The 23111-nt window shown below is 67.4% G+C and carries 17 protein-coding genes; 8 read left to right on the top strand and 9 right to left on the bottom strand.

Features of this window, described 5'->3' with window-relative positions; translation table 11 throughout:
* Nucleotides 1-254 precede the first annotated feature (254 nt).
* The 3 genes from LL964_RS04070 to LL964_RS04060 all read right to left on the bottom strand — a co-directional run bounded on the left by LL964_RS04070 (nt 255) and on the right by LL964_RS04060 (nt 3798).
* On the bottom strand, nt 255-845 hold the full coding sequence (locus LL964_RS04070; protein ID WP_104586143.1) for a thioredoxin family protein: 591 nt from the start codon (nt 843-845) through the stop codon (nt 255-257).
* An 11-nt stretch (nt 846-856) separates the two neighbouring features.
* A complete protein-coding gene (locus LL964_RS04065) occupies nt 857-2374 on the bottom strand; it encodes a peptide MFS transporter (RefSeq protein WP_104586145.1) in 1518 nt (505 codons plus the stop codon).
* Nucleotides 2375-2901: 527 nt separating this feature from the next.
* A complete protein-coding gene (locus LL964_RS04060) occupies nt 2902-3798 on the bottom strand; it encodes a tryptophan 2,3-dioxygenase (RefSeq protein ID WP_104586147.1) in 897 nt (298 codons plus the stop codon).
* A 573-nt stretch (nt 3799-4371) separates the two neighbouring features.
* Between LL964_RS04060 and LL964_RS04055 the strand changes: the two genes are divergently transcribed.
* The 6 genes from LL964_RS04055 to LL964_RS04030 all read left to right on the top strand — a co-directional run bounded on the left by LL964_RS04055 (nt 4372) and on the right by LL964_RS04030 (nt 13856).
* On the top strand, nt 4372-7953 hold the full coding sequence (locus LL964_RS04055; protein ID WP_104586149.1) for a lamin tail domain-containing protein: 3582 nt from the start codon (nt 4372-4374) through the stop codon (nt 7951-7953).
* A 174-nt stretch (nt 7954-8127) separates the two neighbouring features.
* Nucleotides 8128-9216 (top strand): pyruvate dehydrogenase (acetyl-transferring) E1 component subunit alpha, encoded by a 1089-nt coding sequence (pdhA, locus tag LL964_RS04050; RefSeq protein ID WP_104586151.1) that lies wholly within the window; start codon nt 8128-8130, stop codon nt 9214-9216.
* On the top strand, nt 9209-10279 hold the full coding sequence (locus LL964_RS04045) for an alpha-ketoacid dehydrogenase subunit beta (protein WP_167395227.1): 1071 nt from the start codon (nt 9209-9211) through the stop codon (nt 10277-10279). Before pdhA ends, LL964_RS04045 begins: the two co-directional genes overlap by 8 nt.
* 1 nt (nt 10280) lies before the next feature.
* Complete coding sequence (locus tag LL964_RS04040; RefSeq protein WP_104586153.1) at nt 10281-10664, top strand: SH3 domain-containing protein; 384 nt, start codon at nt 10281-10283, stop codon at nt 10662-10664.
* Entirely contained in the window at nt 10661-12202 is a 1542-nt protein-coding gene (locus LL964_RS04035; RefSeq protein ID WP_104586155.1) for a dihydrolipoamide acetyltransferase family protein, read from the top strand. The genes LL964_RS04040 and LL964_RS04035 overlap by 4 nt, the downstream gene beginning before the upstream one ends.
* Nucleotides 12203-12578: 376 nt before the next feature.
* On the top strand, nt 12579-13856 hold the full coding sequence (locus tag LL964_RS04030) for a DEAD/DEAH box helicase (protein WP_104586159.1): 1278 nt from the start codon (nt 12579-12581) through the stop codon (nt 13854-13856).
* 299 nt (nt 13857-14155) lie between these two features.
* Here LL964_RS04030 and LL964_RS04025 read toward each other — a convergent pair whose 3' ends face one another.
* The 5 genes from LL964_RS04025 to LL964_RS04005 form a co-directional block, all read right to left on the bottom strand.
* Entirely contained in the window at nt 14156-14488 is a 333-nt protein-coding gene (locus LL964_RS04025; RefSeq protein ID WP_104586161.1) for a DUF6172 family protein, read from the bottom strand.
* Nucleotides 14489-14661: 173 nt separating this feature from the next.
* Nucleotides 14662-15468, bottom strand: a complete 807-nt coding sequence (locus LL964_RS04020; RefSeq protein WP_104586163.1) for an oxidoreductase — start codon at nt 15466-15468, stop codon at nt 14662-14664.
* A gap of 129 nt (nt 15469-15597) precedes the next feature.
* The gene (locus LL964_RS04015; RefSeq protein WP_104586165.1) at nt 15598-18687 is read right to left on the bottom strand and encodes an efflux RND transporter permease subunit; all 3090 of its coding nucleotides are present in this window, start codon (nt 18685-18687) and stop codon (nt 15598-15600) included.
* Nucleotides 18684-19820 carry an efflux RND transporter periplasmic adaptor subunit gene (locus tag LL964_RS04010; protein ID WP_104586167.1) on the bottom strand — a complete coding sequence of 379 codons (1137 nt, stop codon included), beginning with the start codon at nt 19818-19820 and terminating at the stop codon, nt 18684-18686. Before LL964_RS04010 ends, LL964_RS04015 begins: the two co-directional genes overlap by 4 nt.
* A gap of 79 nt (nt 19821-19899) precedes the next feature.
* The gene (locus LL964_RS04005; RefSeq protein ID WP_104586169.1) at nt 19900-20517 is read right to left on the bottom strand and encodes a TetR/AcrR family transcriptional regulator; all 618 of its coding nucleotides are present in this window, start codon (nt 20515-20517) and stop codon (nt 19900-19902) included.
* 87 nt (nt 20518-20604) lie between these two features.
* Here LL964_RS04005 and LL964_RS04000 point away from each other — a divergent pair, with 87 nt between their 5' ends.
* On the top strand, nt 20605-22071 hold the full coding sequence (locus tag LL964_RS04000) for an efflux transporter outer membrane subunit (RefSeq protein WP_104586171.1): 1467 nt from the start codon (nt 20605-20607) through the stop codon (nt 22069-22071).
* Between the two features lie 321 nt (nt 22072-22392).
* Here LL964_RS04000 and LL964_RS03995 read toward each other — a convergent pair whose 3' ends face one another.
* Nucleotides 22393-22824 carry a VirK family protein gene (locus tag LL964_RS03995; protein WP_104586173.1) on the bottom strand — a complete coding sequence of 144 codons (432 nt, stop codon included), beginning with the start codon at nt 22822-22824 and terminating at the stop codon, nt 22393-22395.
* A 114-nt stretch (nt 22825-22938) separates the two neighbouring features.
* On the opposite strand from LL964_RS03995, the gene LL964_RS20060 reads away from it, so the two are divergent.
* Nucleotides 22939-23061 carry a hypothetical protein gene (locus tag LL964_RS20060; protein WP_255626111.1) on the top strand — a complete coding sequence of 41 codons (123 nt, stop codon included), beginning with the start codon at nt 22939-22941 and terminating at the stop codon, nt 23059-23061.
* Nucleotides 23062-23111 lie beyond the last annotated feature (50 nt).

Genomic DNA, 23111 nt, shown 5'->3' with positions numbered 1-23111 from the left:
CCGTCCGCTCCCCCCATCCGCCCTGCGGGCACCTTCCCCCGCAAGCGGGGGAAGGGAGCACTGCACCGGGGAACCAGTGCCACGGCATTCCCTTCTCTCGCATGCCACGGCATTCCCTTCTCCCGCGTGCGGGAGAAGGTGGCGCATCGCGCCGGATGAGGGGCGCACTTGTCGCGCAGCGACGTTGCGAGGCGAGCCCAGCGCACAGGAGCGCGCTCTGGTCTGACACGCGCCTTACATGCGGGCCAGACCACTCAGGCCTGCGGTGGCGCCCACTGCTTGAGGAAGTCGAACAGCTTCTTGCGATCGAATCCCTCGCCCTTGCGCAGCTCCGCGCCCGGCTGGGTCGTCAGCAACTTGCCATCGTTGTCCAGGACCAGCAGCGAGGGGAAATCGTTGAGCTGGGCGAACTGCGACAGGAACGCGGCGTTTTCGTTGGCCGCATCGCGGTTGACCTTGACCACCACGAAGTTCGCATCGCGAAAACTGCGCAGTTCGGCATCGCCGCCCACCACCTCGTCCAGCGCCTTGCACGGCTCGCAGGCGGCGTTGCCGACGTTCAGCACGATGCGCTTGCCGCCACGCTTGGCTTCGACCTTGGCCGTTTCCAGATCCGCGGCCGGGTCGCGCGAGGGGTCGTACTGCGCATTGAGCGCGGCCGCCGCAGCGATGTCTGCGGCGGTCGGGGTGTTGCCCGAGGACACCGGCTGGCTGGGATCGGCGCTCGGCGGCTTCTGCATCGAGGTATCCAGCGGCCGCGGTGCCTGCTGCTGGTCGTCAGGCTGCCCACAGGCGCTCAGCAGGCCGGTCAGCAATAGGCCACAGACAAGCGGTTTGATCGGCATCGCGTTTCTCCTCACTTCACACCGTGCATGAGTTTGTTGATCAGCGGCGCGATCAGGAACAGCAACGCGCCGGCGCCCAGCAGCGCCCAAAAACCGAAGGTATACCCGCCCAGCGCCGAAGACACGCTCATGCCTTCGCTTCCGCTGACATGTCCCGCAAAGATACCCGACAAGTTGTTGCCGATGCCGGTGGACAAAAACCAGCCGCCCATGCCAAAACCGACCAGGCGCACCGGTGCCAGCTTGGTCACCATCGACAGGCCGATCGGCGACAGGCACAGCTCGCCCACCGACTGGATCACGTAGACCATGAACAAGGTCCAGAACGGAATCTTGCCGGCATCGCTGACCAGGCTGGACAGCGCGAACATCAGCAGCAGGAAGGCCAGGCCGTTGAAGATCAGGCCCAGGCCGAACTTGCGCGGGATCGACGGATTGAAGCGACCGGACTTGACCCAGATCCAGGCGACGACCGGCGCCAGCGTGATGATGGCGATGGAGTTGACCGACTGGAACCACGCGGTCGGGAAGGTCCAGCCACCGAAGTCGCGGTTGACGATGTTGTCGGCCAGGAAGGTGAACGAGCTGCCGGCCTGTTCGAAGAACATCCAGAACAGCACGTTGAACGCGAAGATGATCAGCATGGCGATCACCTTGTCGCGCTGCACCTTGCCTTCGCGGATGCCCTCGACGAGCAGCATCACCGACAGGCCGATGAACAGCACCGTCAGCACGATCTGCAACACGTCCGCACCGACGGCGAGCAGGAAGTACACGCCCGGAATCGCCAGCAGGCAGCCCACCAGCACCATCAGCACGCGGCCGATGCCCTGCGCGTCGGGCGTCGGCGCGCCGATGCCGCGGAGCTGGGCGCGGCCGATCCAGAACCACACCAGGCTGATCAGCATGCCCACGCCGGAGGCCATGAACACGATCTTGTAGGAGGGCATTGCCTGGGTGCCGAACACCTTCTCGGCCAGCAGTTGGGTCAGCACCGGCGAGATCATCGCGCCCAGGTTGATGCCCATGTAGAAGATGGTGAAACCGCTGTCGCGGCGCGGATCGGCCACCGAGTACAGCTTGCCCACCATGGTGGAGATGTTGGGTTTGAACAGGCCATTGCCGACCACCACCGTGGCCAGGCCGATCTCGAACATGGTCTGGTCGGGAATGGCGATCAGGAACAGGCCGGTGGCCATGACCGCCGCACCGACCAGGATCGAGCGCTGATAGCCGAGGACACGGTCGGCCACGTAGCCGCCGAAGATCGCCGCCGCATACACGAGCGCCAGGTAGGCGCCGTAGGTTCGACCTGCCGGCGCCTGGCCGGTGGCGTCGCCGCCGAAGAACTGCGCCACGATGTACAGCACCAGCGCCCAACGGATGCCGTAGAACGCAAAGCGCTCCCAGAATTCGGTCATGAACAGCATCCACAGCGGACGCGGATGGCCCAGCAAGGTGGGGAATTCGGGAGGCGCCGGCGGCGGCGGAGTGGAAGCGGATGTCGGCGCGGCAGCGTCAACGCTCATAGAAGTCCCTTGCGTATTCAGTAATGGCGGGGCACCCGGGCGATCCCCGGACAACGCGCGAGGATCACTTAGACGTCATGTACGCGTCAAATTCGCCGGCGTCGGCGACCTGATGCCGGTGGGTAGGAAGAACCTCTGCACCGCCCCCCTTCTCCCGTCGGGAGAAGGTGCCCGAAGGGCGGATGAGGGTGCGAAGTCGCCGGACGGTGCAGATCGCCATCTCCCAGCATTGGCATGGTGGCTGGTCCCCGGGATAAGGCCCGTACCCTCACCCCAACCCCCGCTCCGCGCCCCGGCCCGCGTTTGCGACGCGGACGCCAAGGCACGCGCGCCAGTGGCGCGCAAGCCGTGCCTTCTCGCCCCGCAGGGAGAGGGGCTTGAGCGCACGGCTGCGCCGATGCGCTGCGGCTCTTGCGGTGTTCGCTCCTTGCAGTGCCTGCTTCTCGCGTTCCTGATTTCTTGTCGTTGCTGGTTTTGCCTGACCAAGCAACCTGCCTGGCCAGTCCAGCCCAGCTTCGTTGCGTTGCTCAACTATCTGCCGTACTGGCGTTGCCCTGGGATGGACGATTTTCCGCACCCACCGAGGTCCGCACGTCGAACAATTCCGGGAAGAAGGTCAGCGCCAGCGCCTGCTGCAGGAATCCCACGCCGCTGGAACCGCCGGTGCCGCGCTTGAAGCCGATCACCCGCATCACCGTCCGCATATGGCGGAACCGCCAGAGCTGGAACTGGGTTTCCAGGTCCACCAGGTCCTCGCACAGCGCGTACTCGCGCCAATAGCGATCGGTGTTCTCGTAGATGCGCTCGAACACCGGACGCAGGGCATCGTCGGCGACATGCGCGGCGGTCCAGTCGCGCGCCTGATACTGCGGCGGGATCGCGTGCCCGAAGCGCGCCAGATAGCGCAGAAATTCCTCGTACAGGCTGGGCGCTTCCAGCACCTCGCGCAGACGCGCCTGGCCGGGCGGGTCGTAGGCGAACACCTGCAGCATCTGCGGGTTCTTGTTGCCGAGCAGGAACTCGATGTAACGGTACTGCAGCGACTGGAATCCCGACGAGGGCCCGAGCACGTCGCGAAATCCCATGTACTCGCTGGGCGTGAGCGTCTCCAGCACCGACCACTGTTCGGTGAGCTGGCGCAACACCTGCTTGCTGCGCGCCAGCACCTTGCGGCATTGCCAGACCTCGTCGCGCTGCAAATGCACGATGGCCGCTCGCAGCTCGTGCGCCAGCAGCTTCAGCCACAGCTCCGAGGTCTGGTGCTGGATGATGAACAGCATCTCGTCGTGGTGCGCCGGTTCGGACAGGGGCTGCTGCGCCGACAGCAACTGGTCCAGCCGCAGGTAGCCGCCATAGGTCAGACGCCCCTGCAGGTCGGTGTGGATGCCGGGTTCCAGGTCACGCAGGTTCTTGTCGACGGGCATGGCGGGGGTAGATGGATCGGGCCGGCCAGGGTAGCGCAGCGACGGTGGGGGGCGGGGATTAGGGATTGGGGAGGCGGTCGCGTGGAGTGTCGATCGCCCAGTGGGCTTGGCCGAACTACCGGCTCTGGACGTGGATCGCGATCCCCGACGTCAGCTGTCGCTCCGGGCGGCGGGGGCGGTGGACACGAGCGCCCACCGATCGATGGCGGACTGATGCGGCGGTCGGTCCCGGCGGCCGCGCCCGGTCAGGCAACGGGCTACGAGCCGGGCCACCCACTTGTCTGGTCTTCTCGCGGCCGTGGGGTCGGCAGGATGCCGGGGCAGCGCGCGACGGTGCCGTGCCTGGCAGAACCGCTACTTCGGGTGCCACGCCGGACCCAAGTCGCTGACCGCTTGTTTCAGCGCTGAAGCACCTCGTGTGCCGTCGGCGCAGTCGCAGCGATTGCGCCGCTGTCACCTTATGGTCAACGTAGGTCTGCAGATTCATGCAGAATTCAACGGCGCTGCCGGCCAGGGACGTGGCCGGTGCAGGGGCGCGCTCTACGTCTCGTGGATCCAGGGGACTCTCATCTCATGTCAGTGTTGCAGCATCGTGCAGCCTTACTCTTGTGTGGGCTGGCATTCGCCGGCCACGCCCAGGCCCAGGTCGTCATCAGCCAGGTCTACGGCGGTGGCGGCAACAGCGGCGCCACCCTTCGCAGCGATTTCGTCGAGCTGCACAACATCGGCACCAGCACGGTCAGCCTAGATGGCTGGTCGGTGCAGTATGCCTCGGCCGCCGGCAGCAGCTGGCAGGTCACCCCGCTGTCCGGCAGCGTGCCGGCCGGTGGCTATTACCTGATCAAGCAGGCCGACGGCAGCGGCGGCAGCGTGGCGCTGCCCACGCCCGACGCCACCGGCACCCTGGCCATGAGCGGCACCGCGGGCAAGGTGGCGCTGAGCACGGCGACGGCGGCACTGAGCGGCACCTGCCCCACCGGCAACGCCGACCTGGTTGGCTACGGCAGCACTGCCAGCTGCGCCGAAGGCAACGCGCCGACGCCGGCCCCCAGCAATACGCTGGCGGTGCTACGCGGCAACGAGGGTTGCACCGACACCGACAACAACGCGGCCGATTTCTCCACCGGCGCGCCAGCTCCGCGCAATTCCGCCAGTACCGCGCGCCTGTGCAGCGGTGGCGGCCAGCCGATCGCCACGCTGGCCGATGTCAGCCAGGCCGAGGGCAACAGCGGCCGCCGCAGTTTCGTGTTCACGCTGAGCCTGAGCCAGCCGGCCGGTGCGGGCGGGGTGAGCTTCAGCGTCGCCACCGTCGATGGCACTGCGACCGCCGGCAGCGACTATGTCGCCCTGCCCGCCACCGCCCTGCGCATCGCCGCTGGCGAACGCAGCGCCAGCATCACCGTGGAGGTGCTGGGCGACACCACGCCCGAGTCCGACGAGACCTTCGCGCTGCAGATCAGCGGCCTCACCGGCGCGTTGCCGGCTACGCTACGCGCCACCGGCACCCTCCTCAACGACGACTTCAGCCTGCTGCCGATCCACGCTATCCAGGGCAAGGGCGCACGCTCGCCGCTGGATGGCCAGGTGGTTGCCACCTCGGGCATCGTGACCGCACGCCGCAGCGCCGGCTTCTTCCTGCAGGCACCGGATATCGAAGCCGATGCCGATCCGGCCACCTCCGAAGGCGTCTATGTCTATACCGGCAGCGCACCGCCGGAGGCGGCCGCCATCGGTAACCGGGTGCGCGTGCAGGGCACGGTGATCGAATACGTGCCCACCGCCGATCCGACCCAGCCGCCGCTCACCGAAATCGGCGGCAGCGTCACCGTGCTGGCCGATTCCACCGGCAACCCGCTGCCTTCACCGGTGATGCTGCACCCGGACTTCCCCAACCCCAACGGCGCCTTCGATCAGCTCGAAGCGCTGGAAGGCATGCGCGTGGCCGCGTCCAGCCTCACCGTCAATGCCCCCACTGGCGGCAGCGTCAACGAGACCAATGCCACCGCGAGCAGCAATGGCGTGTTCCATGCGGTGGTTACCGGCGTGCCGCGTGCGTACCGCGAGCCGGGCGTGCAGTTGCCCGACCCGCTGCCGGCCGGTTCGCCTGCCGGGGTACCGCGCTGGAATACCAACCCGGAAGTCATCGCGGTCGGCAGTGCCGGCGTGGGCGGCGAACGGCTGGATCTGGCCTCGGGCTGCCTGGTGTTCAACGTGGTCGGCCCGCTGGACTACGGCTTCCGCCGCTACACGCTGTACCCGGAACGCACCCCGCAGATCAGCTGCAACGGTGCCGACCAACCGCGCCCGGCACCGCTGCCGCAGGCCGACGACGTGGCCGTGGCCACCTACAACATGGAGCGCTTCTTCGACGACCAGAACGACCCGGCGATCGGCGAACCGGTACTCACCCCGGCCGCGTTCCAGGCGCGCCTCAACAAGGCTTCGCTGGCGATCCGCCGTTATCTGCATCTGCCCGACATCCTGGGTACGGTGGAAGTGGAAAACCTCAGCGTGTTGCAGGCGTTGGCGGCACGCATCAATGCCGACGCGGTGGCCGCCGGTCAGCAGGATCCCGGGTACGTGGCGTATCTGCAGGAAGGCAATGACGTCGGCGGCATCGACGTAGGCTTCCTGGTCAAGAGCGCCTGGGTCGCCGGCGGCGTGCCGCGCGTGGAAGTGCTCTCCATCGCGCAGGAAGGCAAGACCGCGACCTGGACCGAGCCGGGCGGCGGCGTGAGCCTGCTCAACGACCGCCCGCCGCTGGTGCTCAGCGCAAACGTGCATCAGGCCGATGGCCGCACGCTGCCGCTGACCGCCATCGTGGTGCATCAGCGCTCGCTCAACGGCGCCGACACCGACGATGCCGCCGGCACCCGCATCCGCGCCAAGCGCCAGGCCCAGGCCGAATACCTGGCGCGCCTGCTGCAGACACGTCAGCAATTGAACCCTGACGAGAAAGTATTGGTGATGGGTGACTTCAACGCCTTCGAGTTCAACGACGGCTATGTGGACGCGATGGGCACCGTCACCGGCAAACCGGCGCCGGATGCGCGGACGGTGGTGGGCGGCGATGGCGCCGATCTGGTCGACCCGGACTACACCGACCTGACCTGGTTCAACACGCCCGACCAGAGCTATTCGTACGCGTTCGACGGCAACGTGCAGTCGCTGGATCACATCCTCGCCAACGACGCACTGATGCGCGCACCGCAGATCGCCTCGCTGTCGGTGGGCCACGCCCGCATCAATGCCGACTTCCCCGGCACCGCGCGCAACGATGCCAATACGCCCACGCGCTTGTCCGACCATGATCCCACCGTGGTGTTGCTGCGCATGAGCAAGCAGGTCAACGCGGACCTGGGCGTGGCGGTCACTGCCGCACGTGCGCAAGTCACCGAAGGCGAGCGCATCGACTACACCGTGGATGTGGAGAATCGTGGGCCGGAGAGCGCAGCATTTGCCGCAGTGGCGCTGGCGTTTGATGCGGCAGTCACTCCGCGTGTTGCCGCTGCTCCGGGCTGGACGTGCCAATCGCCGCAGACCGGCCCCCAGACCGTGGTCACCTGCACCATCGCTTCGCTGGCACCGGGCAACATGCAGAGTTTTGCGGTGCAGGTGGAAGCAAGTGGCGCACTGGCGGGCCGCGCCCTGCTATTGGCGGCGTCGGTGGCCTCGCAGACCCCGGATCCACAGCCGGACAACAACACCGATACGGCCAGCGTGGCCGTGCTGGCGCAACCCCGCAGCGACCTGGCGGTGCGGCTGGATGGCCCGGCCAGCCTGCCAACCAGCGCCTTCAACGCCACCTACCGGGTGCTGCTGGACAACGTCGGTGCCGCCGCGGCACAGCGCCCCAGCGTGGTGATCGAAGGCAATACCGTGTCCGCTCTCTCGCTGCTGGTACCGCCGCAGGGCTGGCGCTGCGACAAGCAGTTGCAGTCGCTGCGTAGCGCTCGCTTCGTGTGCAACAGCACGACCGCGATGTCGCCGGGCACGCAAGCGGCGTTCCAGTTGACCGTGGCCGCCAAGCCGATCCCGGCAGAAGGTGCCATTCGCGTCCAGGCCAACGCCGCATCCGTATCGCCGGATGCGAACCCGGCCAACGATTCGGCGCTGATCGTCACCCCGATCGGAGGCGGCGCCGGCCGCCGCTGATCGCACTGCAACACGTTGCAGGTCTCAACTGCAGCAAAGGGCGCGGCCCGGTCCGCGCCCTTTTTTTGTGCATCCCAACATCGATCGTGCTGCGGTGCAGGACAGGATTTCGCATCGCCGTCCTTAACATGGCAACTCATATCATTTGAAACTTCTTGACCAAGGTGTCGCGCAATGAGCGTAGCCGCGCAGTTCCAGATCGACTATCTGCAGTACATGGATGCGGACGGCAATCTCGTCCGCGACGACCTGCCGGCCGACGCCGCCAACCCGCACACCCTGCTCGCGCTGTTCAAGCGCATGCTGTTCGTGCGCACCTTCGACAGCAAGTCGGTGGCGCTGCAGCGCACCGGCAAGCTCGGCACCTACGCCGCCAGCCTGGGCCACGAAGCTACCCACGTGGGCATCGGCGCGTCGATGCGCAGCGGCGATGTGTTCGCGCCCAGCTACCGTGAATACGGCACGATGTTCGAACGCGGCGTGCGCCCGCGCGATGTGCTGCTGTACTGGGGCGGCGACGAGCGCGGCAGCGATTACCCGCGCAATGCCGATGCGGCGATCGACTTCCCGATCTGCGTGCCGATCTCCACCCAGTGCCTGCACGCGGCCGGCTCCGCGCTGTCGTTCAAGCTGATGGGCAAGCCGCAGGTGGCGGTGGCCTGCTGCGGCGACGGCGGCAGCTCCAAGACCGACTTCTATGCCGCGCTCAACTCGGCCGGCGCCTACAAGCTGCCGCTGATCCTGTGCGTGATCAACAACGGCTGGGCCATCTCGGTGCCGCGCGCGGCGCAGACCGGCGCGCAGACGCTGGCCCAGAAGGGCCTGGCAGGCGGCCTGCACTGCCTGCAGGTGGATGGCAACGATCTCATCGCGGTGCTCGAAGCGATGCGGCAGGCGCGCGAGCGCGCCCTGGCCGGCGACGGCGGCACGGTGATCGAGTTCATGACCTACCGCCTGACCGACCACACCACCGCCGACGATGCGCGCCGCTACCGTGGCGAAGACGAGGTCAAGCAGGCCTGGACCCGCGAACCATTGCTGCGCCTGCGCCGTTATCTCACCGCGCAGGGCCTGTGGGACCAGACCCAGGAGGAGGCCTGGAAGGCCGAGTGCGGCGCCCGCATCGACGAAGAGGTCAATGCGTACCTGAATACCCCGGTGCAGCCGGTGGAAGCGATGTTCGATTACCTCTACGGCGACCCGCCGGCCGAGTTGCTGGCCCAACGCGCCGAAGCGATGGCCCTGGAGGCGCGTCATGGATGAGCTCAAGCATGTGCCCGCCGACACCTCGCAGCACGCCAGTGCCCCATACAACGCCGCTGCCACGCGCGGAGAGATCGCCATGAGTTCGCCCATCACCCTGATCGAAGCCATCACCCAGGCGCTGGCCTGGGAGCTGGAACACGACCCCGCGGTGCTGGTGCTGGGCGAGGATGTCGGCGTCAACGGCGGCGTGTTCCGTGCCACCGCCGGGCTGCAGCAACGCTTCGGCAGCGAACGCGTGCTGGACACCCCGCTGGATGAAACCACCATCGCCGGCCTGAGCGTGGGTCTGGCCGCGCAAGGCATGAAGCCGGTGGCCGAAGCGCAGTTCGATGGCTTTGTGTATCCCATGGTCGATCACCTGATCTGCCATGCCGCGCGTCTGCGCAACCGCACCCGCGGCCGCCTGCATTGCCCGATGGTGCTGCGCGTGCCGTGGGGCGGCGGCATCCGCGCGCCGGAACACCACAGCGAGGCCAACGAAGCCATCTTCACCAATGTGCCGGGCCTGCGCGTGGTGCTGCCGTCCTCGCCGCAGCGCGCCTATGGCCTGTTGCTGGCCGCGATCCGCGACCCGGATCCGGTGATCTACATGGAGCCCAAGCGCATCTATCGCCAGTACAAGGAAGTGGTGGCCAACGATGGCGAAGCGCTGCCGCTGGATGTGTGCTTCGTGCTGCGCGACGGTACCGATGTCACCCTGGTGGCCTGGGGCGCGCAGGTCAAGGAAGCGCTGGAAGCGGCCGACAAGCTCGCCGGCGACGGCATCAGCGCCGAAGTGATCGACGTGGCCACGCTGCGCCCGCTGGATTTCGACACCATCGCCGAATCGGTCGCCAAGACCGGCCGCTGCGTGATCGTGCAGGAAGCCCCGCGCACCGCCGGCTTCGGCGCGGAGATCGCCGCCCGGCTGGCCGAGCAGTCGATGTACGACCTGGTGGCGCCGGTCGAGCGTGTCACCGGCTACGACACGCATATCCCGCTGTTCCGGCTGGAAATGAAGTACCTGCCCAGCGTGGAGCGCATCGTCACCGCAGCCCGGCGTGCGGTGGCTGCCGGCTGACATGCGCGCACGTCTGCTCTGCGATCACCGCGCCGCCTACGCCAACCCGGTCCGCTTCCAGGCCGGTCAACGGGTCAGCGTCGGTGTGCGCGACGAAGAATGGCCGGCGTTCGCCTGGGTCACCACAGACGGCGGCCGTGCCGGCTGGGCACCGCTGGCCTGGCTGCGCCCGCTGGGCGACGGTCTAGCCGAAGCGTTGCGCGATTACGACGCACGCGAACTCGATGCCCCGGCAGGCGAGGACGTGCTGCTGCATCACGAACACGGAGGCTGGTGGTGGTCCGAACGCGCCGATGGCGCGCAGGGCTGGCTACCGGCCGCCGATCTGGAACTCCTCGAAAACACCCTGCCGCCGTTACCGGCGGCACAAGAGAATCTGCCATGAGCGAAAGCAAGAATTTTCACCTGCCGGATCTGGGCGAAGGCCTGCCGGACGCCACCATCGTCGAATGGTTCGTCAAGGAAGGCGACAGCGTGCGCCTGGACGAGCCGCTGGTGTCGATGGAAACCGCCAAGGCGGTGGTGGAGGTGCCCTCGCCGTTCTCCGGCACCGTGGTCAAGCTGGCCGGTGCGGCCGGCGATGTGATCGTGACCGGCGCGATGCTGGCGCAGTTCGCCCTGGATGCCTCGCAGCCGCAGCGCGCCGATGGCCAGGACACCGGGCATGGGCATGGCCATGCCGCCGTGCAGGCGGCTACGCCCAGCACCGGCCAGAGCGCGGCCGGCCCCACCGAACGCGTGGTCGCGTCCGACAATGGTGGCGAGATCGCCGATGCGGATGCCGGCGCCGATGCGCCGGGCGAGCGCGACGATGCCGGCACCGTGGTCGGCGCCATGCAGAGCTCCAACGCCGTGCAGAGCGAGCAGGCCATTGCCGTCGGCGGCGTGCGCGCCATGCCGGTGGTGCGCGCACTGGCGCGCAAGCTGCGCGTGGACCTGGCGCAGGTGCGCGCCACCGGCCCGGATGGCACGGTGACACTGGCCGACGTGAAGCAGGCAGCAGCCGCGGGCACCGCGCGGCCCTCACCCGGCGCGCAGGGTGCGCCGACCTCTCCCGCCAGCGGGAGAGGTGGACCGATGGGTGACGGGGGGAGCGGTGGTCCGATCGGTGGCGGTGGGAGAGCTGCTGGGATCGCTGACGATGGCAGAGAGCGACCGGCGACGGCGCCCCTTCTCCCGCGTACGGGAGAAGGGGCCCGCAGGGCGGATGAGGGCAGCACTGCCCGCTCTCCGCTCTCGTCCAGCGGCAAACCGATGCGCACCCAGCCGCCCGGCACCAGCGTCAAGGGACAGCCCGAACAGCTCAAGGGCGTGCGCCGCAACATGGCACGCGTGATGGCCGACGCGCATAGCAAGGTGGTGCCCACCACGCTCAACGACGATGCCGACCTGCACGCCTGGCAGCCCGGCAACGATGTCACCGTGCGCCTGGTGCGCGCCATCGTGCGCGCCTGCCAGGCGGTGCCCGCGCTCAACGCCTGGTTCGACGGCGACGCGCTCAGCCGCACCCTGCATCACCAGGTCGACGTCGGCATTGCGGTGGACACCGAAGAAGGCCTGTTCGTCCCGGCGTTGCGCAATGCCGACATGCTCGATGCGCACGGTATTCGAGAAGGCGTCAACCGCCTGCGCCAGCAGGTGGAAAGCCGCAGCATCGCTGCCTCCGAACTCAGCGGCTACACCATCTCGCTGTCCAACTTCGGCATGTTCGCCGGGCGCTATGCCACTCCGGTGGTGGTCCCGCCCTGCGTGGCCATCGTCGCCGCCGGCCGCGCGCGCTACCAGCTCACTCCGGTGATGGGCGGAGTGGAAACCCACAAGGTGATGCCGCTGTCGCTGACCTTCGACCACCGTGCCGCCACCGGCGGCGAAGCCGCGCGCTTCCTGCGCGCGATGCTCGACGATCTGGCGTTGGCCAGCTAAGAGCGGCTGGTAGACCGTCGCCGGCGGTCGTCAGGTCGGCGCAGCCTCCGTTGTGATTTCCATCGGCGCACTGCCAGGTAACAGGTGCGGTGCCCGACCGCTTGCGGGACCGTGTGGCGGCATGGAGGCCACCACCGCGCCTGCCGGGATGGATTCCCGGCCTGTCCCCCAAGCGGTCAGGACATCGCGCGCTCGACCGGCGTGGTCTGAAGGCATCCGGATTGCGTCAATGCTCCAGGCTTCGGTCGCCATACCAGGCGATTGAACGGTGTGGACAAGGGGTTTTTCTGAAGCGGATGATCAACACGCCGCAAGACAGCGACCTCGCGTAACGCAGCACCGACCATTGCAGCTCGAATGCCTGGATAATCGGCGCATGTCATTTTCCGCTCTCTCGCTGTCGCCGCAGCTACTGCCGTTTTTCGAGACCGCGCTGCACCAGGCCGGCCACCGCATGCCCACCCCGATCCAGCAGCAGGCGATCCCGCCGATGTTGGCCGGTCGCGACCTGATCGCGATGGCGCAGACCGGCTCGGGCAAGACCCTGGCCTACGCGCTGCCGCTGCTGCAGCAACGCCTGCTCGCGCCAGACGCGGTCCCGCGTGTGCTGGGCGCGCTGGTGCTGGTGCCCACGCGCGAACTTGCCGCGCAGGTGGAGACCACGCTGCGCCAGCTGGCCGCGCATCTGCCACGACGGCTGAAGACCGTAGCCGCCACCGGCGGCAGCTCGATCAATCCGCAGCTCTTGGCGCTGCGCGGCGGTGCCGACATCATGGTGGCCACGCCCGGCCGGCTGCTCGACCTGGTCGAGCACAACGCGCTGCGCCTGGGCGAAGTGACCACCCTGGTGCTGGACGAGGCCGACCGCCTGCTGGACCTGGGCTTCGGCGCCGAACTCGATCGCATTCTCGCGTTGCTGCCTGCGCAGCGGCAGAGCGTGCTGGTGTCGGCCACGTTTCCGCCCGCCATCGCCATGCTGGCCAAGCGCCGGCTGCGCGACCCACTGCGCATCACCGTCGAAGCAACGCCCGCACAGGCGCCGGCGATCGCGCAACGCGCCATCGCCGTGGATGCCGGCCAACGCACCCAACTGCTGCGCCAGTTGCTGCTCGATCACCGCTGGCCGCAGTTGCTGGTGTTCGTCGCCAGCCGGCACAGCGCCGAAAAGGTCGCCGAAAAACTGGAGAAGGGCGGCATCAGCGCGCAACCGCTGCACGGCGAGTTGAGCCAGGGGCGCCGCGAGCGCACGCTGTCCGCGTTCAAGCAGCAGACCGTGCAGGTGGTGATCGCCACCGACCTGGCCGCACGCGGCATCGATATCGCGCAGCTGCCGGCGGTGATCAATTACGACCTGCCGCGCTCCACCGTGGATTACACCCACCGCATCGGCCGCACCGCACGTGCCGGCGCCAGCGGCGTGGCGATCAGCTTCATCACCGCCGACAATGCGCAGCAATGGCGGTTGATCGAAAAACGCCAGGGGCTGCGTATTGCCGCCGAGGTGATCGCCGGTTTCGAACCCACGCCCAGCGACGCACCCGCCACAGGCACGTGGACACGCGCAGCCGATGACAACGGCGGCATCAAGGGCAAGCGGCCCAGCAAGAAGGACAAGTTGCGTGCGGCCGCACAGGCCGCGACCAAACCGGGCTGAGGCGCGCGGCAAGCGCAGCATCGCACCGCCGCAGCCGCTGCTCGGATCGGCAGGCTGCGTACGGCTGCCAGACCTCGCTGCTGCAGGACGGGCACGCCGGCCCCGCGCGCTGCACGACGCAATATCGCTACCCGCGATGCCTGGCCCGGGACCTCCGACGCGCTGGCACGCAAGACCTGCAGAGCCTGCGCCAGGCAGTTGCGGGCGGCGCCCGGAGGGCCGCGGTACCCATGGATACCGGCAAGCGCCGCACCCTGCTTGGCGGCGGCACGGTCATGCGGTCGTTCGAACTGCTGCGCTCAGTCCTGCTCGAAATCCAGCTCGCCGCCGGCCGGCGCCTCGCCATTGGCACGCGGGGTGCGCTTGGCGGGCTTGCGCAGGATTTCTACGAAGAACTGGTCGCCACCGTCGCCGGTGAGCGCATTGATCGAGCGGATCAGCTCTGCCGGCGGCAGCGGCTGCGCGCTGGCCTCGTCCACGCCGAAGCGCATGTCGAAATCCCAGTAATCGGCCCCTTCCGGCAGGTCCTTGCGGCGCTCGCGGCGGATGTACTTGCGGATGTCGTGCTTGCTGGCTTCCAGCAGACGATCGCGGTTCTTGCCTTCGAGGTTGAGCTGATAGGTCTTGCGCATGGCGACATCGGTTGTGGGAACTGGCCGCCTATTGTGAGGCCAAGGCGGCATCCTCGGTGAATCCGGAAGCCGGCGGCGCTGCTGACCAGTCCCATGGCGCTGTGGGCAGCTGGATTGTGGCAGCGCCGCTGTGTTCTCGGCCGTCTTCGCGCCATGCCGTATCCCGCTCCATCTCAACGCAGCCCGAGCTGCTTGCGCAGGCTGCCATCCACTGCCTTAGCCGGCATCAAACGGCGCAGCTTGCTCAACAACGATGCCTGGCCGGCAGGCGTACGCCGCATGCGCCATGTGCCCAGCGCCGCATCCACCACGGTCGTGGCGACGCCAGCGGGCTCCGGTGCGGTCTGGATCTGCCGGGTGACCGCGCCGACCACCACGGCTCGCTCACGGTCGTACTCGGCAATAGGGGACCGTGCCGCCGGCGAATTGCTGCCCAGGCTGGTCCTGGTGTACGACGGTTCCACCAGGGTGACACGCACGCCGAACTGGCGCAGCTCGTGGTCCAGCGTTTCCGACAATCCCTCCACCGCATGCTTGGAGGCGGCGTACACCCCCATGTACGGCGCCGGCAGGAATCCCAACACCGAGCTGATGTTGACGATGCGTCCCTGCCGCCGGGCGCGCATCTGCGGCGCCACCGCCTGCACCGTGCGCAGGATGCCCAGCACGTTGGTATCGAAGAGCGTCGCCGCTTCGTCGGTGCTGGTTTCTTCCACCGCACCCACCAGGTTGGTGCCTGCGTTGTTGACCAGCACATCGATACGGCCCGCCCGGGCGATGATGCCATCCACCGCGCGCTGCACCGACGCCGCATCGCGGATATCCATTTCCACCAGCTCCACATTCGCCAATGGCGTGGCGCTGGCGAGGTCGCGCACGGTGCCGTACACGCTGCAGCCGCGCTGCACAAAGCGCTTTGCGGCAACCCGGCCAATGCCGGACGACACGCCGGTGATCAGCACAACAGTCTGCTGTTGCATTGGGATTCCTTTGAAAGAGAGGGGATACGATCAGATGCGCAGCGGACGGCTGCGCTCGGGGAGAAGCAATCAACGAACGTGTGCCACGGCTGGCGGCAACGGCGGCGTGGCTGCCGTTGCCGCTCATGCTCAGACGTGCTGCGCAACCGCCGGGGCGCTGCCGCCATCGGGCCGGATCTTGAACCAGATCGAATACATGGCCGGCAGGAACACCAGGGTCAGGATGGTGCCGGCCAGGGTGCCGCCGATCAGCGTGTAGGCCAGCGTTCCCCAGAACACCGAGTGGGTCAGCGGAATGAAGGCCAGGATCGCCGCCAGTGCGGTCAGGATCACCGGTCGCGCACGCTGCACGGTGGCTTCCACCAACGCATGGAACGGGTCCAGCCCTTCGGCTTGGTTGTGGTGGATCTGCCCGATCAGGATCAGCGTGTTGCGCATCAGGATGCCCGACAGTGCAATCAAGCCCACCAGCGCATTGATGCCGAACGGCTGCTGGAACAGGATCAGGGTCGGCACCACGCCGATCAGGCCGAGCGGGCTGGTCAGAAACACCATCACCATCGCCGAGATCGAACGCACCTGCAGGATGATGATGAGCAAGGTGGCCGCCAGCATGATCGGGAACAGCGGCAGCATCGCGGTGGTGGCCTTGCCGGATTCCTCGATGGAGCCCGCCTGCTTGATCTGATACCCGCCAGGCAATTTGTCGATGATCGGCTGCAGCTGCTTGGTGATCGCCGCCGAGACATCCGGCGGCTGCAGCTGGTCGTCGACATCGCCACCGACCGTGATCGTCGGCACCCGATCACGGCGACGCATGACCGGCTCTTCCATGCGCACATCCACCTTGCCCACCTGCGACAACGGCACGCGTTGGCCATTGCCGCCGGCCAGGGTGAAGTCGGCGATACGCGCCGGATCAAGCCGTGCGTCACCGGCCGAACGGGCGACCACCTGCACGCTGCGGATATCTTCACGCACCAGCGTGATCGGCACACCGCTGAGCAGGAACTGCAACTGCTGGGCAACGGCGGCCGAGGTCAGCCCCACCGCCTGCAGGCGGTCCTGGTCCAGGCTGAAATGCAGCGTCGGTGTGCGCACGCCCCAGTCGGTATTGACGGTGCGCAGCATCGGGCTGTTCTGCATGACCTGCTCGACCTGCGCAGCGATGCCACGCAGCACCTGCGGGTCGGGACCGCTCACCCGGTAGGCGACCGGGAAGCGCGAGTACGGGCCGAAGGTCAATTGCGTCACGCGTACGCGCGCTTCCGGTGCCAGGCCTTGCGCGATCGCCTCACGCAAGCGCAGCTTCAGCGCATCGCGCTCGTGCTGGTCGTCGGTACGCACCACGATCTTGGCGAACGAAGGGTCCGGCAGTTCCGGGCCCATCGCCAGGAAGAAGCGCGGCGCACCCTGACCGATGTACGCGGTCACGATCTTTGCTTCCTTCTGCCTGGACAGCCAGGCTTCCACCTTGGCGGCCGCCGCACTGGTCTGGGTGATCGAGGTGCCGTACGGCAGCTGCACTTCCACCAGCACTTCAGGGCGATCGGAGATCGGGAAGAACTGCTTCTTGACGATGCCCATGCCGACGATCGCCAGCACGAACAGGCCCACCACCGAACCGGCCACCAGCCATTTGCGGGCAATCACGCGGCCCAGCGCATCGCGGAAGCGGTTGTAGCGCGGCGTGTCGTACATCGCCGCGTGGCCGCCTTCGACCTTCTTCATCTCGGGCAGCATCTTCACGCCCAGATAGGGCGTGAACACCACCGCCACCACCCACGACACGATCAGCGCGATGCCTACGATCCAGAACATGTTGCTGGTGTATTCGCCGGCGGTGGAAGCGGCAAACCCGTTCGGCATGAAGCCCACCGCCGTCACCAGGGTGCCGGACAGCATCGGCGCGGCGGTATGGCTCCACGCATAGGCCGATGCGGCAACGCGGCCATAGCCTTCTTCCATCTTCACCACCATCATCTCGATCGCGATGATGGCGTCGTCCACCAGCAAACCCAGCGCCAGGATCAGCGATCCCAGCGTGATGCGGTCGAAATTCTTGCCGGTGGCCAGCATCACCACGAACACTGCTGCCAGCGTCAGCGGCACCGCGGCCGCCACCACGATGCCCACGCGCCAGCCCATGCTGACGAAGCACACCAGCATCACCACCAGCAGCGCGACGAAGAACTTGGTCATGAACTCGCCGACCGACGCGTCGATGTTGACCGCCTGGTCGGTGACCTTGCTCAGGCTCATGCCCAGCGGCAACTCGGCATTGATCGCGCCCACTTCGCTGTCCAACGCTTTGCCCAGATCCAGCCCGTTCCATCCATCGCGCATGATGATGCCCAGCAACAGCGCCGGTTCGCCCCCACTGCGAATCATGAAGGTGGACGGATCTTCGTAGCCGCGTTTGACGGTGGCGATGTCCGACAGCTTCAAGGTGCGGCCCTGCACCACCAGTGGGGTGTCGCGGATCTTCTGCAGGCTGTCGAGCGCGCCATCGAGCCGAATGAACACCTGCGGGCCACGCGTTTCCACCGACCCGGCGGCATTCAGGGCGTTCTGTGCGTTGAGTGCGGCAAACACGTCCTGCGGACTGACACCCAGCGTGGCAAGGCGCTCGTGCGAGAACTCCACGAAGATGCGCTCGGGCTGCTCGCCGATGATGTTGACCTTCTTGACGCCCGGCACATGCAGGATGCGCTGGCGCAGGGTCTCGGCATCGCGTGCCAGCAAGCGCTGCGGCTCGCCCTTGACCTTCAGCGCGAACAGCGCAAAGGTGACGTCGGCATATTCGTCGTTGATCAGCGGCCCCATCACCCCGGCCGGCAGGTTGGCCACTTCATCGCCGGCCTTCTTGCGCGCCTGGTAGAACTGCTCCTGCACCTCACCGGGCGGCGTGCTGTCCATCAAGGTCAGCGTGGTGAACGCAAGACCGGGGCGCGTATAGGTTTCGGTGCGGTCATACCAGCGCAGCTCCTGCATGCGCTTTTCGAGCTTTTCGGCAACCTGGTCCTGCATTTCCTGCGGCGTGGCACCCGGCCAGGCGGTCACGATCGTCATCACCTTGATGGTGAAGGCCGGGTCTTCGGCACGCCCGAGCTTGAGAAACGCCACCAGGCCGGCCAGCGAAATCAGGAAGATCAGAAACAGCGTAATGGAGCGCTCGCGCACCGCGAGCGCCGAGAGATTGAAGCGGCCCTCGCTCACGGCTGCGCTCCTGCCGCCTTGGCGGTACCAGCCGTCGTGGCAGTGCTGCCGGCACCGGCGATGCGCACCTGCTTACCCTCGCGCAGCAGATGCGCTCCCAGGGCCACGATGCGCTCGCCGCGCGCCAGCGTGCCGGCGACATTGGCGTGGTCGTCTTCCAGGCCGAGCACGGTCACCGGCCGCCAGCTCACCTTGGCCGGGTTGCCGGCAATCACCCACACGCCCGGCCCCTTGCCGGCGTCGAACAAGGCAGCCAGCGGCACCTGCACGCCCGCCCGGGGGCCCGATACGGCGCCGTCGGCAACGCGGAGACTGACCGTGGTGCCGAGCGGCGCCTGCCCGAGCGCGCCGTCGAGCACGTAGCGTGCCTCGAAGGTGCGGGTCAGCCGGTCCGCGCTCTCGGACAGCTGGCGCAAGGTGGCCGGCACGCGGACGGCGGCGTTGCCGAACAGCGTGGCCTGGGCCACCGATCCGAGCTTCGGGCGCAGCGTCTCCGGCAACTGGATGACCGCCTCGCGCGGACCGGCGTGCGCAAGCCGCACCACCGGCTGTCCGGCCGCGACCACTTGGCCCGGCTCGACCAGCGTCTCCATCACCACGCCGTCGGCATCGGCCAGCAGGTCGGAGTAGCGGTTGGCGTTGCGCGCCACGTCGGCCTGGGCCTGCGCAGCGCTCAACTGTGCCTTGGCCGCATCGGCGGCCGCCTTGATCTGATCGTAGGCCGAGGCCGAGATGGCCCCGGTCCCGCGCAGATCGCGGTACCGGGCTTCATCGTCGGCGGCCTGCTGCGCGCGCGCGCGCGCGGCGGCCACCGCGTCCTGCTGCGCACGTGCAGCCAGTTGCAGATCCACCGGGTCGATGCGCATCAGCGGCTGGCCACGCTTGACGCTCTGGCCGGCATCGACCAGCCGCTCGGACACCTTGCCTGCCACCCGGAAGCCCAGGTCGCTCTGGACCCGCGCCGCGACGGTGCCGGAAAAACTGCGCGCCGCCGCGACGGCATCGCCGACCGTGGCCACCCGCACCAGCGGGGTGGCAGTACGTGGATCAGGCTGTGCCGTTCCGCCGCAGGCACTCAATACCAGCGGCAGGACACTCAGAACGGAGCTGACAACAAGGCGGTGCCGAAGCATGGGAATCCCGGAGCGATCTGGTGAAGGCTCGCATCCTGGGACTTGTGACTAATTACGTCAATAGTCACCAGCGACTTTCTTACGGCGAGAGGCTCCGTAGCACGACCCCGGACAACAGCGCAGGCACTTCGTCGGCATGTTCCAGGCTGTGCTGCAGCAGCAATGGATTGATGTACGGGCGCATGACCAGATAGATGGCAGCACTGGCTTCGTCCAGCGGCGTCTTACGTTCGAAGTCGCCGCTGGCACGCCCCTGCTGCAGGATGTCCTGCAGCAGTTTCTGCAGGCGCGCCTCATAGGCGACCACCGACTGCCAGCGCTCCACGGCCGCAGAGGTGGCAATTTCGTACAGCTTGCGCTCACGCGAGAACAGCCGAAGGCTGGCCTCGATCACCACCTTGAACATGCGCCGCAGCTTCTCTGCCGGCAGCTCCGCCTCTGCCACGGCGGCCTGCACCTCCTGCTCGATCTCGCGCAGGCAGTGGGTGCAGATCATCTCGCCGATGGCCTGCTTGGATTCGAAGAACTTGTAGATATAGGCCTTGGAAAAGCCGATCGCCTTGGCCAGATCGGACACGGCGGTCTTCTCGTAGCCGTAGCGACTGAAATGCTCGGTGGCCGCGGCCACGATCTGGTCGCGCACGTCGTGATCGGCCGGCCCACGGCCCGATACCGGGTAACTGGATGCTTTGCTCATGCCGACAGCTTAGCGCCGTCACCGTCGACTTACAAAAGTGACCATTCCATACTATAGTCACCAATCTTTCAGCGCTCCGGTCCCGTCATGCCGTCACTCCGCCTCCTTGCAGTGTTCGTTGCCGTCAGCCTCGCGACGGGCTGCGCGGTCGGTCCCGACTACACCCGTCCGGACGCCCCGCTCCCCGACCGCTTCGTTGGCCAGGCCGAGGTCGCCGCGCGCCCCGCGAGCGGCCATTCAGATCTAGCAACCTGGTGGAGCGGTTTTGGCGACCCGGACCTGAGCCGCTACGTCACCGCCGCACTGGCGCAGAACCTGGACCTGGCGCAGGCCACCGCGCGGGTGACCCAGGCCCGCGCCGGGCTGACCGCCGCCACCGCCGCGCTGCTGCCTTCCGGCAACATCACCGGCAGCGCGACGCGTGCCTACCAGTCGCTGGAGACCCCGCTGGGGCAGGTGCTCGACAGCACCCCCAACTTCGATCGCTACGCCAGCCTCTACGACGCCAACCTGGGCGCCAGCTGGGAGCTGGACCTGTTCGGCGGGCTGCGGCGTGGGCGCCAGGCCGCACTGGCCGACTACCAGGCCACCGACGCCAGCGCAGCAGCCACGCGCCTGGCGGTCGCCGCGCAGACCGCCGACATCTACATCAGCATCCGCGGCCTGCAGGCCCGGCTGGACGTGGCCCAACGCCAGATCGCCACCCAGCAAGGTCTGGTGTCGATGGTGACGCTGCTGCACGGCAAGGGCTTGGCGGCCGAACTGCAACTGCAGCAGGCCCGGGGTGCACTGGCCCAGGCGCAGGCCACGGTGCCCGGGCTAGAGGCCGGGCTGGTGGCGGCCATGAACGCGCTGGATGTGATGCTGGGCGTGGCGCCCGGCACTCACCGCAAAGAGCTGGCGGCCAGCAAACCCATCCCGGCGGCGCCGCAGATCGCCGATAGCGGCTCGCCGGCCGACCTGCTGCGCCGCCGGCCCGACCTGATCGTCGCCGAGCGCCGCCTGGCTGCTGCCAATGCGCGCATCGGCGTCGCGATGTCCGAGTACTACCCCAAGTTCTCATTGAGCGGCCTGCTCGGCAGCGCCACGGCGATCTCCGGCGCCCACCTGTTCTCCGGTGATGCCGCCCAGGCGTCCGCGGCGCTGGGGCTGCGTTGGCGGCTGTTCGACTTCGGCCGCATCAACGCGCAGATCGCCCAGGCCAAGGGCCAGGAAGCCGAGCAGTTGGCCGCCTACCGCCTGGCCGTCTTGCGCGCTACCGAAGATGTGGAAAACGCCTTCACCGCGCTGGTCAAACGCGAGCAACAGGCCCATGTGCTGACGCAGGGTGTCGAGGCGCTGGGCAAGGCGCGCGACGCCTCGGCACTGGCCTACGAAAAAGGCACCATCAGCCTGATCGAAGTGCTCAACGCCGACGACAGCCTGCTGCGCGCCTCCGACGCGCAGGTGCAGGCGCGCACCGAGGCTGCGCGCAGTGCGGTGGCGACGTTCAGGGCATTGGGTGGTGGCTGGCAGACTGGAGGCAATGAGGCGGTGGCGGTGCAGCGGCAATAGCAATAGCGGTAGAGCACGTGTGGCTTCGCCCCGTACCCTCACCCCAACCCCTCTCCCGCAGGAGAGGGGCTCCGGCTGCGCGCACTCCCCCGCACAGTGAAAAGACATCCCTTCTCCCGCCGGGAGAAGGTGCCCCGCAGGGGCGGATGAGGGTATGTGCGGAGCCTGGATTGCTTGCGCACCTTGTCATTACCCCACGAGCGTCGCCATGCCACGTCTCGCTACAACATCGCAAGTCCGAACGTACAACTTCGACACGTGCAACTTCGATGCACAACTTCGAGCTTCCAACGCAGGTAGCGCGTAGCGCGTTGACCGCAATCAATCGGCATGAAAACGAATGCCCTGATTGATCGTGCATTGATACGCCAGCATCGGCCCGCGTTGCTGCAGTGCCGGCAGATCGTACATGTAGGTGGTAAAGCGCACGCTGCCGTCCGGGCGCAGCTGGTAGCGCATGAACTGCTGGATCGGCTTGCCGTCGTTGGCTACGGTGAAGTGCGAGCCGGAGAACGCGGCCGTGCCGTCCTCGGTGATGCGGTAGGCCTCGATATGACGGCCGCCTCGCGTCCGGCTTTCCGGGGTGCCCTGTTCGGGCGTGCAGCGGCTGAGATCGGTGGTCAGGCTGACATCGTAGCCGGCCTCCAGTGCGGCAATGACATCGGCACGCGACTTGAGCGATTCGCTGGCCATCGCAGGCAGGGCGCTGGCACATAGCGCAGCGGCAAGGAGAGCGGGCGCAAGACGGGGCATGGCAGACTCCAGGCAGACGAGGGAATCAAGCGCGCTGGACATCAGAGATGCCCAGCGCAAACACCATGACCCAACCCTTCCCAATGCCACGCGCTGCACTACGCATCACGCCGCATGTTTGCGCTGTTCGACAAGGCGCGTGCACGGGTGCACAGTTTTGACCATGCCTGCATGCGCAGAGCCGCTCTGCACTTGGTCGATACGGCCAGCGTGCATGTCGATGCGCAGCGTCACTGAGGAAGTGACGTCACACCAGGTCGGCGGACACGTGCGGGTACGCACACCAA

This window comes from Xanthomonas melonis, assembly GCF_020783655.1.
Classification (GTDB): Bacteria; Pseudomonadota; Gammaproteobacteria; order Xanthomonadales; family Xanthomonadaceae; genus Xanthomonas; species Xanthomonas melonis.
This window is presented reverse-complemented; position numbering and strand designations above follow the sequence as displayed.

Coding starts and splice junctions, on each gene's coding strand:
- LL964_RS04070 (WP_104586143.1), bottom strand. CDS start 845: ATGCCGATCAAACCGCTTGTCTGTGGCCTATTGCTGACCGGCCTGCTG.
- LL964_RS04065 (WP_104586145.1), bottom strand. CDS start 2,374: ATGAGCGTTGACGCTGCCGCGCCGACATCCGCTTCCACTCCGCCGCCG.
- LL964_RS04060 (WP_104586147.1), bottom strand. CDS start 3,798: ATGCCCGTCGACAAGAACCTGCGTGACCTGGAACCCGGCATCCACACC.
- LL964_RS04055 (WP_104586149.1), top strand. CDS start 4,372: ATGTCAGTGTTGCAGCATCGTGCAGCCTTACTCTTGTGTGGGCTGGCA.
- pdhA (WP_104586151.1), top strand. CDS start 8,128: ATGAGCGTAGCCGCGCAGTTCCAGATCGACTATCTGCAGTACATGGAT.
- LL964_RS04045 (WP_167395227.1), top strand. CDS start 9,209: ATGGATGAGCTCAAGCATGTGCCCGCCGACACCTCGCAGCACGCCAGT.
- LL964_RS04040 (WP_104586153.1), top strand. CDS start 10,281: ATGCGCGCACGTCTGCTCTGCGATCACCGCGCCGCCTACGCCAACCCG.
- LL964_RS04035 (WP_104586155.1), top strand. CDS start 10,661: ATGAGCGAAAGCAAGAATTTTCACCTGCCGGATCTGGGCGAAGGCCTG.
- LL964_RS04030 (WP_104586159.1), top strand. CDS start 12,579: ATGTCATTTTCCGCTCTCTCGCTGTCGCCGCAGCTACTGCCGTTTTTC.
- LL964_RS04025 (WP_104586161.1), bottom strand. CDS start 14,488: ATGCGCAAGACCTATCAGCTCAACCTCGAAGGCAAGAACCGCGATCGT.
- LL964_RS04020 (WP_104586163.1), bottom strand. CDS start 15,468: ATGCAACAGCAGACTGTTGTGCTGATCACCGGCGTGTCGTCCGGCATT.
- LL964_RS04010 (WP_104586167.1), bottom strand. CDS start 19,820: ATGCTTCGGCACCGCCTTGTTGTCAGCTCCGTTCTGAGTGTCCTGCCG.
- LL964_RS04005 (WP_104586169.1), bottom strand. CDS start 20,517: ATGAGCAAAGCATCCAGTTACCCGGTATCGGGCCGTGGGCCGGCCGAT.
- LL964_RS04000 (WP_104586171.1), top strand. CDS start 20,605: ATGCCGTCACTCCGCCTCCTTGCAGTGTTCGTTGCCGTCAGCCTCGCG.
- LL964_RS03995 (WP_104586173.1), bottom strand. CDS start 22,824: ATGCCCCGTCTTGCGCCCGCTCTCCTTGCCGCTGCGCTATGTGCCAGC.
- LL964_RS20060 (WP_255626111.1), top strand. CDS start 22,939: ATGTTTGCGCTGTTCGACAAGGCGCGTGCACGGGTGCACAGTTTTGAC.